At 32.9% G+C, this 19,521-nt stretch carries 15 protein-coding genes; all 15 read right to left on the minus strand.

Annotation, left to right across the window (positions count from 1 at the left end; genetic code table 11):
* Positions 1 to 24 precede the first annotated feature (24 nt).
* Positions 25 to 618 carry an NAD(P)H-dependent oxidoreductase gene (locus AC1Q5Z_RS17685; RefSeq protein WP_492446176.1) on the minus strand — a complete coding sequence of 198 codons (594 nt, stop codon included), beginning with the start codon at positions 616 to 618 and terminating at the stop codon, positions 25 to 27.
* 89 nt (positions 619 to 707) lie between these two features.
* Positions 708 to 1,388: a DUF4919 domain-containing protein gene (locus AC1Q5Z_RS17690; RefSeq protein ID WP_492446177.1), complete on the minus strand. Its 681-nt coding sequence runs from the start codon at positions 1,386 to 1,388 to the stop codon at positions 708 to 710.
* Between the two features lie 198 nt (positions 1,389 to 1,586).
* Positions 1,587 to 2,021: a GNAT family N-acetyltransferase gene (locus AC1Q5Z_RS17695; protein ID WP_492446179.1), complete on the minus strand. Its 435-nt coding sequence runs from the start codon at positions 2,019 to 2,021 to the stop codon at positions 1,587 to 1,589.
* Positions 2,022 to 2,151: 130 nt separating this feature from the next.
* Positions 2,152 to 2,655, minus strand: a complete 504-nt coding sequence (locus AC1Q5Z_RS17700) for a TPM domain-containing protein (RefSeq protein WP_286968001.1) — start codon at positions 2,653 to 2,655, stop codon at positions 2,152 to 2,154.
* A 164-nt stretch (positions 2,656 to 2,819) separates the two neighbouring features.
* Complete coding sequence (locus AC1Q5Z_RS17705) at positions 2,820 to 3,569, minus strand: DUF2314 domain-containing protein (protein WP_343588127.1); 750 nt, start codon at positions 3,567 to 3,569, stop codon at positions 2,820 to 2,822.
* Between the two features lie 163 nt (positions 3,570 to 3,732).
* Positions 3,733 to 4,323, minus strand: coding sequence for a hypothetical protein (locus AC1Q5Z_RS17710; protein ID WP_198856403.1), 591 nt, complete (start codon positions 4,321 to 4,323; stop codon positions 3,733 to 3,735).
* Positions 4,324 to 4,517: 194 nt separating this feature from the next.
* A complete protein-coding gene (gene lpdA / locus AC1Q5Z_RS17715; RefSeq protein WP_278020931.1) occupies positions 4,518 to 5,906 on the minus strand; it encodes a dihydrolipoyl dehydrogenase in 1,389 nt (462 codons plus the stop codon).
* A 200-nt stretch (positions 5,907 to 6,106) separates the two neighbouring features.
* Positions 6,107 to 6,691, minus strand: a complete 585-nt coding sequence (locus AC1Q5Z_RS17720) for an NUMOD4 domain-containing protein (protein WP_198856400.1) — start codon at positions 6,689 to 6,691, stop codon at positions 6,107 to 6,109.
* 225 nt (positions 6,692 to 6,916) lie between these two features.
* Positions 6,917 to 7,681, minus strand: coding sequence for a LytR/AlgR family response regulator transcription factor (locus AC1Q5Z_RS17725; RefSeq protein ID WP_343588120.1), 765 nt, complete (start codon positions 7,679 to 7,681; stop codon positions 6,917 to 6,919).
* Positions 7,682 to 7,829: 148 nt separating this feature from the next.
* Positions 7,830 to 9,149 carry a RagB/SusD family nutrient uptake outer membrane protein gene (locus tag AC1Q5Z_RS17730; RefSeq protein WP_492446183.1) on the minus strand — a complete coding sequence of 440 codons (1,320 nt, stop codon included), beginning with the start codon at positions 9,147 to 9,149 and terminating at the stop codon, positions 7,830 to 7,832.
* 11 nt (positions 9,150 to 9,160) lie between these two features.
* Complete coding sequence (locus tag AC1Q5Z_RS17735; RefSeq protein ID WP_492446185.1) at positions 9,161 to 12,499, minus strand: SusC/RagA family TonB-linked outer membrane protein; 3,339 nt, start codon at positions 12,497 to 12,499, stop codon at positions 9,161 to 9,163.
* Positions 12,500 to 12,515: 16 nt separating this feature from the next.
* On the minus strand, positions 12,516 to 15,113 hold the full coding sequence (locus tag AC1Q5Z_RS17740) for a zinc-dependent metalloprotease (protein WP_492446187.1): 2,598 nt from the start codon (positions 15,111 to 15,113) through the stop codon (positions 12,516 to 12,518).
* 86 nt (positions 15,114 to 15,199) lie between these two features.
* On the minus strand, positions 15,200 to 16,774 hold the full coding sequence (locus AC1Q5Z_RS17745; protein WP_492446189.1) for a histidine kinase: 1,575 nt from the start codon (positions 16,772 to 16,774) through the stop codon (positions 15,200 to 15,202).
* 16 nt (positions 16,775 to 16,790) lie between these two features.
* Positions 16,791 to 18,545, minus strand: a complete 1,755-nt coding sequence (locus tag AC1Q5Z_RS17750) for an ABC transporter ATP-binding protein (RefSeq protein ID WP_492446191.1) — start codon at positions 18,543 to 18,545, stop codon at positions 16,791 to 16,793.
* A gap of 100 nt (positions 18,546 to 18,645) precedes the next feature.
* Positions 18,646 to 19,380 carry a tRNA pseudouridine(38-40) synthase TruA gene (truA, locus tag AC1Q5Z_RS17755; protein ID WP_492446193.1) on the minus strand — a complete coding sequence of 245 codons (735 nt, stop codon included), beginning with the start codon at positions 19,378 to 19,380 and terminating at the stop codon, positions 18,646 to 18,648.
* Positions 19,381 to 19,521 lie beyond the last annotated feature (141 nt).

The raw sequence follows: 19,521 nt of genomic DNA on the forward strand, positions 1-19,521 counted from the left end.
TTGGGTAGATTTAGATTTGATTTTTTATACTATTGTTTTAATTTTTTGAGGAATTGTATTGATAAGGTCAAAATGTTTTGACATCACATTTTCGAGATTCAAAGTTCCGCCTAGAATAATCATTTCTTTATGTGTAAAACGTTTTCCAAGTCGGTCTTCGATCATAATTTTTTCCATGCTTTGAGCGATTTCGATTTCATGTAAAAACTCATTCGGATGACCGGCTGTGCAAATTACGAGACCGTACGGAATAGTTTTCATTTTTCTGAAAGTTTCGTTTTGCCCATATGCATACCCTACCGAATATACACGATCAAACCAGCCTTTTAATTTTGCTGGACAATCGCTCCACCAAACAGGATATAGAAAAATAATACAGTCTGCTTTTTCTATTTTTTCTTGTTCTGCTAAAACATCCGCAGGTATAGGAAGTTCTGTTTTCGCAAAACCTTCACGATCGTATTCTTCCTCAGACATATCGCTAGTAAAATTAGACGCATACAAATCAGAGATTTCTATATTCCATTTTTCATTGTTCAAGGCTAGTTTTAATCTTTCTAGAACTTGAAAAGTATACGATTTTTTGCTAGGATGCGCGTAAACAATTAGAATATTCATTTTTAGATTTTTTGTATTAGAAAATACTTTTAAAACTAATTATATTTTGTACGAAAATACAAATAAAAACATAAATAATAATGGGATTGTTATTTAAGAACTTTCCTTTCGTTTTCGAGCATTTTTTCGATATTGAAATAAATGCCATCAACATTGTAAACACCTTTTTCAAAGCTTAAATAATCACAATTATCAACAAGTGATTGTCCTTTCGATTCGATTTCAAAAAGACTGAGCAGAATATATTCGTGATCGACCATTAGTACGTGAAAACCAGTTTCGCATTTTTTACCATCGCCAGAAGAAAGAATAACGTTCATGATACTGTGAAATCTAAAAGAGGCAATTTTTGCACTGGTTTCATCGCCTTTTAAGTGATAAATATAGGCTAGAAAATTAAGCTGCTGTAAGTCGAAAGGGAAATCGTTTAGAGAATGATTGATTAGTTTGATGATGGCATCGTAATCGGTGGTTTCGAGTTTTTCTTTATTGTAATAAGCTTGGAGCTTTTCGTCGTCTGGAGATTTCCAGAAAGCATTGTATTTGGACTGAAAAAAATAACCAAGATACAAATGGCGATATTCATCATGCGTTAAAAGAGTGTCGTTCTTCGTGAGTCTTTCCATTAATTTAGGATAGAAAAACTTTGAATTTTTGTCGCTTATTTCTTTTTCAATGGCTTTATAATCTGGTGTCGTAAAACCAGTTTCTTGTGAATGCAATTGGATTCCGAAACAAAAAATGAAAAGGATAAAAATTTGTTTTAGCATGATTTAGAATGTTTTTGGTTGTAGTTCTGATCTTACTAAAATACAAATTATATTAGAACAAAAGTGTTCTTATGAAAACCAATGCGTGAAGGATGGGAGCGGCATCCTTTTATGGCAGGGTTTGCCATAAAAGATATAGCGGACAGCCTGACCCGGAGGGACACGCCCATATAAAACGCATATGTTTTGCATTTAGGGTTATTTTACATCGTTGGTTAATTCAAATAAAATATAACTTCCGTTACTAGAATTTCCTCTTGATTTTTCTACAAATCCTTTTTTTAGGTAAAAATGAATTGCTTTACTATTGTTTTCAACACATTTTAAAGTAAGCGGAAAATTGGTTTTAGAAATTGCAGCTTTTAATAATTCGGTTCCAATATTTTGTCCTTGATATTTATGATCAACATAAAGATGATGGATAAAATTGTTGGGCATCCAGATCGAAATAAATCCGATTGGGATATTGTCTACATATGCAATTAAAATATATTCTCCTTGAGTTTGCTTGTCAAAATCTTCTAATTTGAATTGAGAAATGTCTTGGTCGGTAAATGTGCGCCGTCTTTCATTTAAAAAAAGCTTTCTTAAATGTGGCAGATCACTATTTTGGGCTTCTATTATGCGTATCATTTCTAATTTTAATTTACTGTTCTTCAATTGCAGAATTGTCTTTTAAATTATTTTTAGAATTCTGCTGGAAGTAGACAATATAGATAAAAAAATCCGACCTGTTTGCACAAATCGGATTTTGAATTATTTATTATTGTAGCTTTTTTATAAGCTCATTTGAAGCCTGCTCTAGCGCTTTATAGTAATTTCCTTTTTTAAGCTCAGGAATAGAATAGGTGCTGATTATGTTTTGAGTGTCTTCTGTGTTTAACTTGTATTTTATAAAATCGACACTTAAAAGCTGAATCTGTCTCAATGTTTTGCTAACAACAATTAAAAGGGTAGGATCTAATCTTGGGTCTTTTGATAAAAATTGATCTAAATCGGTTGCAAACTCTTCAAATGATTGAAATGGTTCTATAGAAGGAGTTGTTATAATAACAATTTTGTAAAGGTATTTTTTTTCAAAATTGTTTAGCGTGGTGTTTAAAGCCTTAAGTTCTTCTGGTTTTAGTATTTTTTCGAAGTCGTTAACACAGTCTGTAGATTGAGAAAAAGTGCTTTTTAAACGTGAAGCAAAATCAGTATCGTTTTTTGTTTGGGCAGACAAAAGAACTGAAGATAATAATAGTAGCGTAAAGAATAATTTTTTCATTCTGTTGCAGGTTAGATTTGGTGCAGCAAAAGTAGCATATTCTTTATTTTAAACCATCTAAAAAAAGATTAGTTTTGATTTTGAAATGAAGAAATATTCATTTTGAAAGCAACTTCGTAAATAAAAAACCCGACTTGTTTTTGCAAATCGGGTTCTAAAATTTTCTATTGAAGTACAGGAATTAAGTGATCCCATTTGAGTTCTTTGGCAAAATCTAAAGCTGTTTTTCCGTTATTGGTTTTTGCATCTGCATTGGCTCCTGCTTTTAAAATGAGCTCTACAGAAGTTTGATTTCCGGCAATAGCTTCGCGATGTAAAAAAGTATAACCCAAATCGTCTTGAGCTTCTATTTCTTCTGGATTGTTTTTTAAGAATTCAATGAGACTTTCTTTCATGTTTTTGCTCATTGGATGTTCAATTAGATTTTCTGGTTTCTCTTTTTGTTCGTTTACAACTAAAATATCATTAAAATCACCAAAATCTAATCCCCACGCTTCATCATGTGATTCTCTTTCTTCATCGCTCATTTCAGAGCGCATTGTCTGAATTGTAAATGCTCCATAAGTTTTGCCGTCAATAGCAAATAACCAATCACTAATTTGATTAATCGGAATTGCGATTTCGTCTCCATTATTTACATTAGTCAATTCGTTGGGATCATTTACTAAAATTCCGTATATCGTTTCGCCGTCAAAGTTTACGTCGTTAATCCACATGTGTTCTACAATGGTGTCGTCGTCTATATCTTGGGTGAAAGCTAGTTTTACACAAGCAACATCTAAACCTGGAACTATTCTTCGGTATTCCCAAGATAGTTCTCTCCAGAAATATTTAAAGGTTTCTTGAGCTCTTTTGTAAGCTTCGATCATTTTTGGATTTTCTCCGTCGGCGTAGAAAATTGTTGTTTCAGACATGATTTTTTTGTTAGATTATATTTACTAAAATTAAGTAATATTTATTTCAATAGATGCTTTTCTTTTTAAGTTTAACATTCTGCGGTGTTAGGGATTTGAAGGCTTAAAAAAAAATCCGATTTACTAAAAGTAAATCGGATTTCGTTAAATAATTATATCTCTTTTAAAAAACGTAACCAATTCTTAGATGTAAATAAGGCGTGTATTGGCTTTCAGTTGTATTAAAATCATCTACATTTTGTGCGTGTCCGTTGTATGAGTTTGCTTTTAGAAATACGAGTCTGTATCCTAATCCGACTCCAGTTTCATAAGTAAAATGATCTCCAATCGAACGTTTTATTCCCCAAGTTGGAATAATAGACAAATCTGCTGTTTTGGTAATATTGTCATCTAGATTTATTACAAACCAATCCGGATGATAACTTGTTCTTAAAGAAAGATAGTTGCCGCTATTGTTAGAAGTTTTTCTTCCTTGAGAATTTCTTTTTTTCAAATTGTAATAAAATCTGGGTTCTAATGTTATAACCGGCTGTAGAATAAAACCAGCTTCGTCGTAATGGTCTCCTACCGCAAAATCGTATTCGATACCAATTTCACTTCTTAATGCGAGTGAATTAGCAAGTTTAAATTCGTTATTGAGCCATAATCCTGCAAATCCAGTTTGGATTGAGAACATTGATTTTTCAACACTGGCTTCTTGGGCTTTTAAATTAATGGTTATTCCTAAAATGATAAAAAGGAAAATTTTCTTCATACTATTTCTGATTTGTAAAAATGGGTTAGTTAGATTTTTGCGAAAATAATATTAAAATATTAAAAAACTAATTTTTTAAAAGAGTAAGGTTTACATTGTCGATTTGATTAAAAAGCATAAAAAAATCCGATCTGTTTTCACAAATCGGATTTTATAAATTGAAAAATTATATATAACCGTAAAACGGTATATTTTTACAAGTGAATTACTTCGCCGTAAGCATCAGCAACAGCTTCCATAACAGCCTCGCTCATTGTTGGGTGAGGGTGGATAGATTTAAGGATTTCGTGACCTGTAGTTTCTAGTTTACGAGCTACAACTGCTTCAGCAATCATATCTGTAACACCAGCACCAATCATGTGGCATCCTAACCATTCTCCATATTTAGCATCGAAGATTACTTTTACGAATCCGTCAGCATTTCCAGCAGCTTTTGCTTTTCCAGAAGCTGAGAATGGGAATTTACCAATTTTTAATTCGTAACCTTTTTCTTTAGCTTGTTTTTCAGTTAAACCAACAGAAGCGATTTCTGGAGTTGCATAAGTACAACCAGGAACGTTTCCGTAATCGATTGGCTCAACGTGTAAACCTTTAATTTTCTCCACACAGTTGATACCTTCAGCAGAAGCAACGTGAGCTAAAGCTTGACCTGGAGTAACGTCTCCAATTGCGTAGTATCCTGGAATATTAGTTTCGTTGTAAGCGTTTACTAAGATTTTATCTCTGTCAACAGCGATTCCAACTTCTTCTAATCCGATGTTTTCAATGTTTGTTTTAATTCCAACTGCAGAAAGTACGATGTCTGCTTCAAGAACTTCTTCTCCTTTTGCAGTTTTAACAAAAGCTTTAACTCCTGCACCAGTTGTGTCAATACGCTCAACAGATGAGTTAGTCATTACTTTAATTCCTGATTTTTTCAAAGAACGCTCAAATTGTTTTGAGATATCTTCGTCTTCTACAGGAACTACATTTGGCATAAATTCTACGATAGTAACGTCTGTTCCCATTGAGTTGTAGAAATGAGCGAACTCCACTCCAATTGCTCCAGAACCTACAATGATCATAGATTTTGGCTGAGTTGGTAATGTCATTGCCTGACGGTATCCAATTACTTTTACACCATCTTGAGGTAAGTTTGGTAACTCACGAGAACGAGCACCAGTTGCGATGATAATGTGATCAGCGCTGTATTCTGTAACTTTATTATCTTTATCAGTAACGTCAAGTTTTTTTCCTGGTTTTAGTTTTCCAAAACCTTCAATAACGTCAATTTTGTTTTTTTTCATTAAGAATTGAACTCCTTTGCTCATTCCTTCGGCAACACCACGGCTACGTTGAATAACTGCAGGGAAATCTTTATCAAATTCAGAAACTTTCAATCCGTAGTCAGAAGCGTGTTTAAGGTAATCAAAAACCTGAGCAGATTTTAAAAGCGCTTTTGTTGGGATACATCCCCAGTTAAGGCAAACTCCACCAAGATTTTCTTTTTCTACTACAGCTACTTTAAAGCCTAATTGAGAAGCTCTAATCGCTGTTACATATCCTCCAGGACCACTTCCTAAAACAATAACGTCGTATTTCATTTTTTTTGTTTTTAGTATTAACTATCGAAAATGAAGTTTGTATTTCCGAAACTCATCTTTCGATTTCTTCTTTTGTTATTTGTGATTGCGAATTTAAGGATTTATTTTAAAAAAAGGTAAGTTGTAAAAAAGTAAAATGTGAAATGTTGATTTCAATATCATACATCTCACATTTTACCTTTAACATTTTACAATCACCATTAAACTTTTACATGTCCCCAGTTTTCTCCGCTGGCGATTCTTCTGATTTGCATTTCGCTTACTCCAAACTGTTTTGCAATCATTTTAAGACGTGTTTTTTGTTCTGGTCTTGCAAGGATTTTTTTAATTAGCATCACTTTTGTAGTGGTTAATTTTCGGCCGTCAGCTTTTAGATTGTGCTCAATTAAGTTCTTTTTAGCCTGAATAACACGAGGACTTTTACGGCTATGTGCCATCATTTCTTGTTTTGTAGCCCAACGCAGATTGCGCTCATCATCGTTTGCTCTGTTATAATCTAAGTGCAGAACATATGTTTGATCTTCAGAATCTTTTGGAATAAAATATTGGGCAACGAGTTTGTATAAGAAGAGATATTTATTTACGATTTTATCGTCTTTTTTAACTTTAAAACGGAAAGTTGGATATCCGTCGCTTAAACCTCCTTTTAGGATCCTTCCGTTTTCAATTTCATCGGTAAAACTTATTAATCTACCTCTGTTTGAAATGGCGTATCTTAGTTGCAATGAGGCATTTATTTCTATTTCTTTGAATTTTTCATCAGGATAAAATCTATTTTGTGGCATTGTCTTTTACATTTGATTTCTATACTCTCAAAGATAAAGAATAAACAAAAAATTTCTGCTATGTAACTGATTGTGAAAGGTCAATTTTATGATTTCTATAACGCTAATTTAACGTTTTAAAGCGTTTTTGACAGTTTTTAGTCGGATTTTAAATCACAATTTGTGAATACTGCAGTTTTTTAATTTAGGAAACCAACATTAATTTATAGCTAAATAATTATTAAATTATTGATCTAGCCAGTTTTTGAAATTATTGATTTCTTTTTTACTGATGAAAATTGCCTCAGATTCGGCTGGAGGAACATTCAAAATCAATTCTACTTTCTGATTGGAGTGTTTTACAACTTCTTTTATACTGTTTCGAGTCACAATATATTTTCGATTTATTTTAAAGAAATTGAAAGGATCTAAATTGTTTATAATATCGGTTAAGGTATTATTGTACAAGTAGCTGTTTCCTGATTTTACATGAATAAATAAATGTTTTCCTGTTGCTGTAAAATAAGTGATTTCATTTTCGCTAATAGAAATCATTTTATAGCCGTGATTTACCAAGAAATGATGCTGGATTTTACTGCTTTCAGGATTTTCTATTGCTACCAAAGATTGAAGCGTAGAATTGCTGTTGAAATTATCTTTTATTTTTTTGAATTTCTGAAGTGCTTCTAATAATTCTTCTTCTTCAAATGGTTTTAAAAGATAATCGATTGTAAAATGCTTGAAAACTGAAATAGCATAAGAATCGTAAGCTGTGATAAAAATAACAGGGCAGGAGATAGTGGTTTTTTCGAAGATTTCGAGACTTTTTCCGTCACCCAAATGAATGTCCATAAATGCAAGATCAACTTTGTTTTCTTTAAAAAAAACAACAGCTTCTTTTACAGATTTTAAAACAGTGATTGCGGTAATCGATAAAACGTCTTGCTGTTCTAAAATCGATTTTAGATAGCTAGAAGCAAGATGTTCGTCTTCGACAATGGCAATTTTCATTTTTTTCGAAATTTATAACCAATTATACTGCAAAGATAAAATCAGTAATTCGTATTCGCAAAAAAGAGTGTAATTTGTTGCATGAATTTGTATAAAAAAAAGGCCCAGCTGTGAAAACTGGACCTTTTTAAAAAAAACAATAGGTGTATTATAGATTGGGATTATTCAATCTCGCGTTTGCTGGGTAAATAAGAGTATAACGCGGATCATTTTGTATCAAAGTATAATTTTGCCCTTTTAGAGTATGAACAATCTGTTTTTGTGTTGTTCTTCTTAAATCAAACCAACGCTGACCTTCGACAACAAATTCACGTTGTCTTTCTGCCAATATAAAGTTGGTTAGATCTGCAGCATTCATAGCGTTTACTTGGCTTTCAAGTTGTGTGTATCCTGTTGCAGAATATCTGTTTTTTGCAAAACTTAAAACAGTTCTTTTAGCATCTGAGATATTGTTCAATTTTACAGATGTTTCCGCTTTTGTCAAATACAACTCAGAAGTTCTGATCGTGCATTTGTTTTCGTCGAATCTTCCTTTTTCAATTCTGTAATTGCTTCCGCTAGTTGAAAAGTAAAGAGGAAAACGCAAATCTGTCGTTTTGCTATATGTATTAATCAACTCTGGAGATGCAAAAGAAGATTCCATAATGTCGGTAGTATATCCAGGTTCTAAAGCTAAAATAGATTCTGCAGCATCAAACTTTGTTGGAATAACAGAAGTCGAATTTAGATTAACCAGATTGCTGTTTATTGCAAGTGCTTTGTTGGCAGCATCTAAAGATTTTTGCCATTCTTGTCTATAAAGATAAATTCTGCTTTGTAAGCCATACAAAGCAACTTTAGAAAAACGGTAGTTTAAACCTTTAGCTTGAGAACTTACATTGATTAATTTTTCAGCTTGATTAGCATCTGAAATAATCTGGTTGTAAATAACTTCGACAGTTTGCGGAACAAAAGCTTGTTCTAAGTCGATTTCTAAAGCTAATGGAACTGATTTGTCTGAAGCAGCTGTTGCTGCATTGTATGATTTTCCAAAAAGATTTACCAAGTCAAAATAAGCTAAAGCTCTAAGTGCATAAGCTTCTCCGATTAATTGATCTTTTTCAGGAGAAGCATCCAGTTTTTTGGAAGCTTCATTGATTACTACATTCGTATAGAAAATAATAGAGTATAGTTGGTCGTATGGAAAAAATTTGGTATACTGATCTGGGTTTGTATCCTTCCAGATGTGAATGTCTCTGTAAGAAACAGTTCGGTCACTATCTTCATTTAAAACCAATTCGTCTGTACGCATAGACGTTAAGGCTTTGTGTTGTGGATATATCGAGTAGCCTGTCGTTAAAACAGCACGATATTGTGGCAAAGTTTCTGGAATCACTTTTCCGATAGGAGTAACATCCAGATATTCATCGCAACTGCTTACAGCAATTGACGCAACAAAAAGGAATATATATTTTGAGAATTTTTTCATCTTTAATTGAATTAGAAAGTTACATTACATCCTATAGTAAATGATCTAGGAACTGGCTGTGCATAAATGCTTCCGTATGTTTCAGGATCAAAATATCCTTTGAAATCTGAACCTACTACAAATAGGTTTCTCGCTTCAACATTTAATCTGATACTTTGAATATTAATTTGATCTGTGAACGCTTTAGGAAGTGTATATCCTAAACGCATACTACTTAATCTCATATAGCTCATTTCGCTAACCCATGTATCTAAATAGTTGTATGTTGGTATCTGATTTCCTCCAGAGAACCATAAATAAGCTAAATAAGAATCTCCTGTTCCAGAATCTTTACTTGTAATTCCTGGTAAATTAGAAGAGGTATTTGTTGGTGACCAAGCATTTAAAATATCTGTACTATAGTTTTGTCCTCTATCAACTTGTGTTCCGTTGTAAGGAGGTGTTTTAACCACCGTTTGTTTTAAATTGAAAGCTGCCGCAACGGTGAAATCAAAATTGCTTATTTTGAATGTGTTGGTAATACCTCCGGTAAATTTCGGGTCTCTGTCTCCTAAATAAACAAATAAATCTCTGAACTCTGCTGCTGTTAAACTTGATTGTGCAAATTCTCCAGGGAAAAAGTCTGCATAAGGATCAAATAAACCAAAGAAAGTTTGTGCATTTACCGTTTCTCCTTTTTTGTTTACAAATAATGGATAACCGTTTTCGTCGATTCCGTTTGTTTTAAACCCAAAAACAGCATTTACAGCATGACCTTCTTGGTTTGGTGTATAAGTGTTGTCACGAATTTCTAAACGGTCAACATTACTTTTGTTGTGTGCAAAGTTGATGTTTGTTGTCCATTTAAAATTAGGACGGTTAATGTTCTTTGTCGCAATAGAGATTTCATAACCTTTGTTGCTTACTTGCGCCCAGTTCATGTTTGTATACTCAAAACCATTTTCTAATGGTAAAGATCTCGAACCAATTAAATCAGAACTTTTTCTCCCGTAAGCATCTGTAATAATGCTAATGCGGTTATTGAATAATCCTAAATCTAAACCAAAGTTGGTATTCTGTGTTTTTTCCCAACGTAATTTATCGTTTGGTGGACTTATAACAACGATTGTTGGTTCTGTTGTTCCTGGTAAAATAGTTGTTATTTTGTTATTTCCCATTACATATGGCGAAGTTCCTTTATCAATATTACCTTGTAAACCGTAAGAAGCACGAAGTCTTAAATTAGAAACCACTTTACTGTCTTTTAGGAAGTTTTCTTGAGAAACTAACCAAGATCCAGAAACCGACCATAGAGGTAAATATTTGTACTTAGGATCTACACCAAATAAGTCAGAACCATCATATCTAATACTTCCAAAGAAACTATATTTTCTATCGTAAGTATAAGAAGCAGTTGCATAAAACGAAGCAAAAGCATTTTCGTTCTGGCTTTTTAAGTATGTTCTATATTCAGGATTGTTTGCAAGATCTGAATTTGGGAAAATAATCTGCTGTGTTGTCAATGTGTTTTCGTCAAAACCAAAACCTTTTGTCGCAATATTTGTATTGTAAGTTCTTCTTAACTCATTACCGACCATTGCTTCAATTTCGTGTTTTTCACCTAAAGTCTTACTGTAATTAACCATTGTTTTTAGGTTATATTGAAAGAAATCGGTGTTTGAATTTTGAATAATACCGCCATTTGGAAGGAAATAATTGAATTTTCCGTCTTTGTAATAACGTGTTTGTTCTTTTGTTCTTCTTGTAAAATAAGTGTCTGCTGCAGCAAATTTTTCACTTGAGCTATTGTCTAACTGTAAACCTAATTGGCTACTTACTCTTAAGTCCTTCGTGATTTTATATTCAGCGTCTAATAAAGCTTTAACAGCTCTAGTTTTTAAATCGTAAGAAGTATTGTTTCTTTCTTCGATGATGTTGAAAGGAACATAACGATCAGAATAACCAAGAATGTCTGGGTCGTATTTGTAACTTCCGTCAGCATTGTAAGGAGTCAAGTACGGATTTACGTTTCTTGAATAGTTTGCAGGATTAGTAAAACCACTTGTATCTGAAATATAAGAAGTAGTTTTGGTTTCAGAACCAAAAATTCCAACACCAACTTTAAATTTATCTGTTATTTCAAAATTGTTTTTTAAAGTTAAGTTATAACGTTTTAAACCAGTTCCAATTGTAGTTCCTTTTTCGTCATAATATCCTAAAGAGAAATAATAATCTGATTTTTCTCCACCTCCAGATAAACTTAAACCGTGCTGCGTATTAATTGCAGTTTGGTATAATAAGTTACCCCAGTTGGTATTTATATTTCTTAAACTATTAATTGATTGCTGTGTCTGTGAACTCAAAGAAGAGAATCCACCGGCTCTGTATGCGTCTAATTCATTCGCTCCATTTAGGATACGAGCAACATCTCCACCGGTGTCTCTGTAAGTTAAATCTGCACGGCTAGCCAAATCAAGTTCAAAATCAACTTTTTGATTAGAATTCATCAAGTTTAATTTTGATATTTCTGGTCTTAGCGTAATAAAGGTATTTGTGTTGAAATTAATCGACATTTTACCGCTTCTTCCTTTTTTGGTAGTAACAACGATTACACCATTTGCAGCACGTGCACCATAAATAGCTGTTGCAGCCGCATCTTTTAAGATGGTAATATCTTTAATATCATCTGGATTTAAACCAGCGATAGAATAGTTATTTAAAACATCAATATTGTCTTTATCATAATTTTTAGGAACATCATTGTTCTCTAACGGAAGTCCGTCTAAAACCCATAAAGGATCTTGCGAACCGTTTAAAGAAGCTGTACCTCTAATTCTGATCTTTGCAGCCGCTCCAGGTGCTCCAGATGGAGTAGTAACGGCAACTCCGGCAACTTGTCCAACTAATAATTGATCGATACTAGAAACCCCAGCTTGCTGAATCGAAGCCATATCTACTTTTGTAATAGCAGATGTCAGTTTTCTCTTTTCAATTTTTTGGTATCCAGTAACTACAATTTCCTGAAGTTTTGCAACTTCAGATTTTAAGTTAATTGTATATTCTTTTTGAGCTGACAATTCAAGAGTATAAGGCTGATATCCCATGAAAATGATTCTCAAAGCCGTAACTTTTTTTCCTATTTTCAATTGAAATTTACCGTCAAAATCTGTAGTAGTTCCAATGCTTTCACTTTGTATAATTCCTGATTGTGATGTTTTGCTTCCAATAGAATTGTTTTCAACAAAAATAGAAGCTCCAGGAATAGGCTGGTGATCATTTTCATCTAGAATAATTCCCGAGATGGTTCGGGTTTCCTGCGAGTATCCTGCGATGGCCAGGAATAGCAGTAAGGCTTGTAAAATTTTCTTCATGTTTTTGGGTTGTGTATTAAAAGGTTGTGTTATTTAATGCTTTTTCGATTCGTTGGATCAAATCGCGGTAATGGTTTTGGGTAGATTGGTCTCCTGTATTCTTTTTAATTTTTAATAATTGAAGGACTTTTGTTAATTCTCCTTTTTTATCTGAAGTCACTTCTGTAACTCTTTTTAAAGAAGATTGATTAATATTTTTTACCATGTGGGCATCATCTAAATAAGTGCATAAATGAGGCATATTTAAAGTCTGCTGAATGTCTAATAGTTTCTTAGCATCTGTTTTTTCAAATAATTTATTTGTAGAAACAACCAAAACGTCTACATAATTTTTCTGTGTCATACGTTCTAGAATTGATAATGATTTATTGGCAATCGTTCCGGCAAAAACACTTTGATGCATTTTTTTAAACAAATCATTTACGGTAAAAACTGGATCTTTGGTTTTATTTCGTTGATACAATTCGTTTTCTGTCATTCTAAGCAAGCGATCATCACTAAATAAATCATACATAATGCTGTATTGCAATTCTCTCGAAAGTGTATACGGAGTATATTCGTAAGGACCAAGAGGAGAATCTTTCAACGGATTTGTTTTGTCTAAAATGTCATTGAAAAACAACCATTGCGGAATTGTAAGTACATTTTTAGCTAAATAATCTGCTGCTCTTTTTTGCATTGCTGCAGAAACCGGAATGTAGCTTTGTTTGTTATCTCCGTGAACTGTTGTGTTTAAATAAACACCACCAATATTGTTCATTACATGGCGGTTGTACAATTGCCATTGACCAATAGTTCCGATGTATAATTTTCCTGTCTCATAGTAAGACTGATCTTTATCGTAAGTCCAGCTTAATATATTATCGACAACACGTTTTAGGTTTTTTAAACCATATTCACTTGCTTTTACAGCATCGTTTCCTAAATCTTCAGATTGAGAACGAGGATCAATTATATTTTCCTGTTGTTCTCCATAAAAATAAATGGGGTCATCTTGATGTTTTGTAAGTAAGGCGTTTAGTTTTGTTGTTTCGTTTTCGTTAGGCGCGTACCATCTGTAACCCCATTCAATAGCATATTTATCATATTCTCCAATTTTCGGAGTAATAACTGTTACATTGTCTTCTGGTTGTGCTACATAATTGTAACGGGCATAATCCATAATTGATGGAGCAGTTCCGCCCATTTTTGCTGTGAATTCTTTAGAGCGAAGAGATTCAACATCATAAGCAAAAGAAGAACCCATATTATGTTTTAAGCCAAAAGTATGTCCAACTTCGTGAGACGAAACAAAACGAATTGCTTCTCCCATATGTTCATCACTAAATTTATTTCCCCTAGCTTTCGGATCAATTGGTCCTGTCTGAATGCGCATCCAGCTTTGAAGCGAAGTCATTACATTATGCCACCAAATAATATCTGCTTCGATAATTTCACCGCTTCTTGGGTCAACCACAGATGGTCCCATAGCATTAGATTTTGGAGAAGCTGCATATGTAATTACAGAGTAGCGAACATCATCAATATCAAAATCCAAATCAGCTTCTGTTGGTTCTTTTGCGATAACAGCATTTTTAAAACCTGCTTTTTCAAAAGCTGCTTGCCAATCGTGAACACCATCAATAATATACTTTCTCCATTGTTTTGGAGTCGATGGATCAATATAATAAACGATAGGTTTTTTAGGTTCAACCAATTCGCCTTTCAAATATCGTTCTTCATCTTCTTTTTTAGGTTCTAATCTCCAACGTGTAATTAGTTCTTTTTCAAGCATTGCTTGTTGATCATCGGCAAAATACCAGTGTTTTTCTGTGAAGAAACCAATTCTGTTATCAGAAAAACGGGGTTTCATCGGAGTTTTGTCCAATAAAATAATATTGCTCGTAACGCCAAGAGTTACAGACAATGCAGGTCCGCCTTCGCTAACAGAAGTAGTCAATTGCGATTTTATAACAATGTTTTTTGGGAAAGATTTTACACCTTCAATATAAGAAAGATCAGATTTTACAGAACCGCCAAATCCAATGTTGCTCAAAACATCATTGAAGCTTTTTTGTTTTCCGTCAAAAATCTTATTTACTTTAATAACAACAGAAGTCGAATCGTTGTTTTTGGTTTCAATATCAAAAACTTCAATAATAGATTCGGCAAAATTATTTTGAACAGATTGTGTAATCGCATCTTCTTTTGGCGAAGAAACCTTTGGCACATACGATTTTACCCAGACTTTCTTTGCGATTGTATCTTTATAAAAACTAATTACTTTGTTTTCATAATTCATTCCTTTATTTAAGCCAGCTTCGTTTACTTGAAAAGGAACTTGAGATAATTTATTTACAACTAAAAATTCTCTTTTAAATAAGCTGTCTTGAATTTCAAAATAAACATCCGTTTTAACTTGAATAATATTAAACAGACCTTTTTTCAGAGAACCTTTTTTTACTAGGTCGTCATATTTTTTACCTTTTTTAGAATCGGTAGAATCTTTTTTAATTTCGGTTGCAGCTTCTTTTTTGTCTTTCTTTTTCTTTTGAGATTGAACAGTAAGCGGCGATAATAATAATAAGAGTATGCAAATTGTTACCAAATTATGCAGGAATGACTTTTCCTTCATCAGATGTTAAGTTTAGGTTAATTTTCGATCCGAAACTATTTTATTTTAGTTCAGAAAAAAAACAAAAAGGAGTGAGTGGCTTTTTTTTAGGAGTGAATGTTTATTAATGGAAGAATACAGATAAAAACGCCGTCTTTTTCTGATGTTTTAAAATCGGTTTTTGAGTAATAATTGTAAATGCTATTCAGGTAGTTTAACCCAAATTTAGTACTCAATTCAGCAGTCAATTTCTTTTGAAGATTGTTGCTGATAATTGCCTGATTTTCTTGAATCAGGATTGTAGTAGTTAAGGGACTTTCTTGAGTTGCCGCATTATGCTTAATAGCATTTTCGACCGCAATCTGGAAAGCAAGATAGGGGATGTGTTTGTTTAAAGCAGTTTCGCTTTCTATTTGAATAGAAAAGAATAATTCGTCTTTAAAACGAGTCTGCTGTAAAAAGATATATTTTTCGATAAATAATAATTCGTCTTTCAGAGGGACAATATTTGTTTCTGGCGGATCAATTAAATAACGATAAATACGAGATAAGTTTAAGGTAAATTTTTGCGCAACTTTAATATCACTTCCAATTAGCATATAAAGCGAATTGAGTGAATTAAATAAAAAGTGCGGATTTATCTGCTCTTTCAATTGTTGTAACTGAATAAGAGCTTTTTCTTTTATTATTTTTTCGTTTTCTACTAAGAGTCTATTTTTTTCTTTTATGGCAATTCCTTTTTCTCGGTACGCGTGTCTGTTGATATACAAGAATAAGTAGAAAATGAGGAAAAGCATTACTGTTGTAATCAAGTATATCCAAGTAGAATATTTTTTGATTAATTCTACATTTTCATCCACAGAAAATTTAGGAACATTGACACATATAAACCAATGCGAGTTTTTTAAATCTAATCTTTTTGTAAAACGAATAACATCCAGTTTTAAATATTCGGACATTGTAATTCTTCTTACATAATCTTGTTTTTTAGTAAAAATGGTATCAAGAGATCGGGTAGAAGATATTTTGTAAATGTCTTTTCCTATAAACGCAATCTCAGGATGATAAATGCATCTTCCAGATTTATCAAAAATGAAGGCGTAATTTGTTGCCGAATTAGACTTGTCTACATTCGAGATATAATTATGAAGATTTTTTAAGTTGATATCGTAGCCATAACGAACTGTTGTGTTTTTTGAATTAAGTTTGAAATAAATTCTCCAAACCCATTCTTTTCCTTGCGGAATAACAGCGCTGAAATAATCTACATTTTTATTTTTTAGAATGAAATCTGAAACTTCTTTTTTTAAGGCATCAGAAATAGAATCTGTTCCAAACTGAATTCTATTTTCATTGATTTGAAACCAGCTATCGGCAACCAGTGAATTGGTATTTTGAACCGAAGACAAAATATGTAAGTTGGATGCTAGATTTTCTGGTGTACTTATTTTTAAAACATGTTTTATTTGGTTTTCATGTTCCATAAATTTAGAAAACTCTTGTGACATAAATTCCTGCTTCTTCATAAAACTGCGAAGTGATACTTCATCATTCGCTTTTTCTGTCAAATCAGTAATAAGGTTACTCAAAATATAAACGGACAAAACTGTAACCAGAATCGAAACCGTAACATATATTAAGAATGCCCGTCTAGAGGTAATATTTTTTAATCTAAATTTCAAAAAGTAACATTATGACCTAGTTTGCCACAGCAAATTGCGAGTCATATAAATTTTTATAGTACCCATCAGTTTTTTGCAATAACTCCTGATGCGTTCCTTGTTCAACAATCAATCCCTTATCCATCACCACAATCTTATCTGCATTTACAATTGTTGCTAATCTATGTGCTATTATAATCGAAGTTCTTCCTTTTGTAATCGTTTCTGTTGCACGCTGAATCATTTCTTCAGAATACATGTCGATAGAAGAAGTCGCCTCGTCTAAAATCAAAATACTTGGATTACTCACATAAGAACGTAAAAATGCAATAAGCTGGCGCTGTCCAGACGAAAGCATAACACCACGCTCTTTTACATCAAAATCATAATTATCTGGCAGGTTCATAATAAAATCATGAACACCAATTTTCTTCGCAGCATCAATTACCTTGTCTCGAGTAATTTCTGGATTGTGCAAAGTGATATTATTATAAATCGTATCGGCAAACAAAAAGACGTCTTGTAAAACAACAGCAATTTGTTTTCTTAAAGAAGCCAAAGTATAGTTTTCTATATTTTCTCCATCAATGCAAATTGTTCCGCTATTGATTTCGTAAAAACGATTTAATAAATTAATGATCGTAGATTTTCCTGCTCCTGTAGAACCTACAATAGCAATGGTCTGTCCCGCCGAAACCGATAAATCAATTCCCTTTATAACTTCTTCTTCTGGAATGTAGCTAAAACGAACGTCTTTAAAATCAATTCTTCCATCAAAAACGGGCGCTTCAATTGTTCCCGTATCTTGAATATGATCTTGTGTGTCAATAATATCAAAAACACGATTGGCAGCAATCATTCCTAACTGCATTTCATTAAATTTATCCGCAATTTGTCTTAACGGATTAAAAAGCATTCCGATAAACATTGTGTATGAAAATAAATCTCCAAAAGTTGTAAAATGATCTCCGTTTAAAATTCGGAAACCACCATAAACTACAACCAAACCTAAAGTTATGGATGAAATAATATCGGCAATTGGGAAGAAGATAGAGTTGTATAAAATAGTCTTAATCCAAGCAACTCTATGTTTGTTGTTGATGTCTTTAAAGTTTTCGGCTTCGATTTTTTCACGGTTAAAAAGCTGAACGATTTTCATTCCCGTTACACGTTCTTGTACAAAAGAGTTCATGTTGGCGATCTGGGTCCTTACTTCTTCAAAAGCAACTTGCATTTTGCGTTGAAAAATTCTAGTAATAAAAACTAAAATTGGCATAGCAACTACGACAATCCAAGTCAGTTTCCAATTCATGTAAAACATAAAAATCAAGACAACAACCATTTTCATCAAATCGCTTATAATCATAAACAAACCTTGACTGAAAATTCGAGCTATCGACTCAATATCTGAAACGGCACGTGTAACCAATTGTCCAACTGGAACCAAGTCGAAATATTTCATTCTGAAACTCAAAATGTGCTGAAAGAGTTTGGTTCGAATATCTTTTACAATATCCTGCCCAAGCCAATTGGCCCAATAAACAAAGTAAAACTGCGAAAAAACTTCCATCAGTAAAACCACTCCCATTAATATAATATATAGGAGCAAACCCATTTTGTCATGAGTTTTGATGTAGCCATCGACAGTTTCTTTAAGTAAATAAGGACGAAGTGCAGCGAAGATAGATAGCGAAATGGCAAATATGATTACGCCATAATAACGCCATTTATAAGGACGAGTATATTTTAAAATTCGTTTGAATAATCCTGTATCGAATGCTTTTGCTTTCATTTATTTTTTCGTGCTTTAAGCTTTAGGCTTTTAGGCCGTAAGCTATTAGCAGTAAGCAACAAGAAATAAGCCTAAAGCCTATTGTCTAAAGCTTAAAGCTTTATAAATAATCGTAATCTATTTTGGTTAAATATAAACCATGTGCAGGAACCGAAAATCCTGCTTTTTCTCTGCTTTTGCTGGCAATGATATCCTCAAAATCGATTAAAGTGATTTTCTTTAAACCAATATTGATCAAAGTGCCTACAATTGCACGAACCATATTCCTTAAAAACCGATTTGCCGAAATGGTAAAAATCAGTTTTCCGTTTTCTTGTTTCCAATATGCCTCAAAAATCGTGCAATCAAATGTGTTGACATCAGTGTTAACTTTTGAAAAACATTGAAAATCGGTATGTTTCAATAATAATTGCGCTGCTTCATTCATTAAACTGACATCTAGTTTTTGCGAAACATACCAGCTCAATTCCTGTAAAAACGGATTTTTTAAGGTATTAATATGATATTCATAAGTTCGCTTTGTAGCGTCAAATCTACAATGGGCATCATCGTGAACTGGTATAATATCAAAAATAGCAATATCCTTTGGTAAATACGAATTCAGTTTATGAGTCAAAACCGGAATATCTAATGTTTTTTCTGTGTCAAAATGGCCGTACATTTCGCTGGCATGAACACCCGTATCTGTTCTTCCAGCACCCATAATGCTGATAGTTTCATTTAATAAAACCGAAAAAGCTTTATTTAAAGTTTCTTGAACTGAAGAAGCATTTGGCTGTATTTGCCAGCCATGATAATGTGTTCCGTTATAAGCGAATTGAATAAAATATCTCATTTTAAGGGACAGAGGTTCTGAGCTGCAAAGGTACAAAGGTTTTTTTAAAAGATGCTAAGATTCTAAGATACTAAGGATCTAAGTTTTTTGCGTAAGGATATAGTGCTTTTATGTCTCTGCTAAAGCAATCACATCGAAAAC

It is taken from the genome of Flavobacterium sp. GW823-FHT06G12 (genome assembly GCF_058794775.1).

What these genes read in the sequence shown, in the direction of transcription:
- AC1Q5Z_RS17710 (WP_198856403.1), bottom strand. Translation starts at nt 4,323, where the DNA reads ATGAAGAAAATTTTCCTTTTTATCATTTTAGGAATAACCATTAATTTA.
- lpdA (WP_278020931.1), bottom strand. Translation starts at nt 5,906, where the DNA reads ATGAAATACGACGTTATTGTTTTAGGAAGTGGTCCTGGAGGATATGTA.
- AC1Q5Z_RS17700 (WP_286968001.1), bottom strand. Translation starts at nt 2,655, where the DNA reads ATGAAAAAATTATTCTTTACGCTACTATTATTATCTTCAGTTCTTTTG.
- AC1Q5Z_RS17685 (WP_492446176.1), bottom strand. Translation starts at nt 618, where the DNA reads ATGAATATTCTAATTGTTTACGCGCATCCTAGCAAAAAATCGTATACT.
- AC1Q5Z_RS17690 (WP_492446177.1), bottom strand. Translation starts at nt 1,388, where the DNA reads ATGCTAAAACAAATTTTTATCCTTTTCATTTTTTGTTTCGGAATCCAA.
- AC1Q5Z_RS17750 (WP_492446191.1), bottom strand. Translation starts at nt 18,545, where the DNA reads ATGAAAGCAAAAGCATTCGATACAGGATTATTCAAACGAATTTTAAAA.
- AC1Q5Z_RS17725 (WP_343588120.1), bottom strand. Translation starts at nt 7,681, where the DNA reads ATGAAAATTGCCATTGTCGAAGACGAACATCTTGCTTCTAGCTATCTA.
- AC1Q5Z_RS17735 (WP_492446185.1), bottom strand. Translation starts at nt 12,499, where the DNA reads ATGAAGAAAATTTTACAAGCCTTACTGCTATTCCTGGCCATCGCAGGA.
- AC1Q5Z_RS17695 (WP_492446179.1), bottom strand. Translation starts at nt 2,021, where the DNA reads ATGATACGCATAATAGAAGCCCAAAATAGTGATCTGCCACATTTAAGA.
- AC1Q5Z_RS17705 (WP_343588127.1), bottom strand. Translation starts at nt 3,569, where the DNA reads ATGTCTGAAACAACAATTTTCTACGCCGACGGAGAAAATCCAAAAATG.
- truA (WP_492446193.1), bottom strand. Translation starts at nt 19,380, where the DNA reads ATGAGATATTTTATTCAATTCGCTTATAACGGAACACATTATCATGGC.
- AC1Q5Z_RS17730 (WP_492446183.1), bottom strand. Translation starts at nt 9,149, where the DNA reads ATGAAAAAATTCTCAAAATATATATTCCTTTTTGTTGCGTCAATTGCT.
- AC1Q5Z_RS17740 (WP_492446187.1), bottom strand. Translation starts at nt 15,113, where the DNA reads ATGAAGGAAAAGTCATTCCTGCATAATTTGGTAACAATTTGCATACTC.
- AC1Q5Z_RS17720 (WP_198856400.1), bottom strand. Translation starts at nt 6,691, where the DNA reads ATGCCACAAAATAGATTTTATCCTGATGAAAAATTCAAAGAAATAGAA.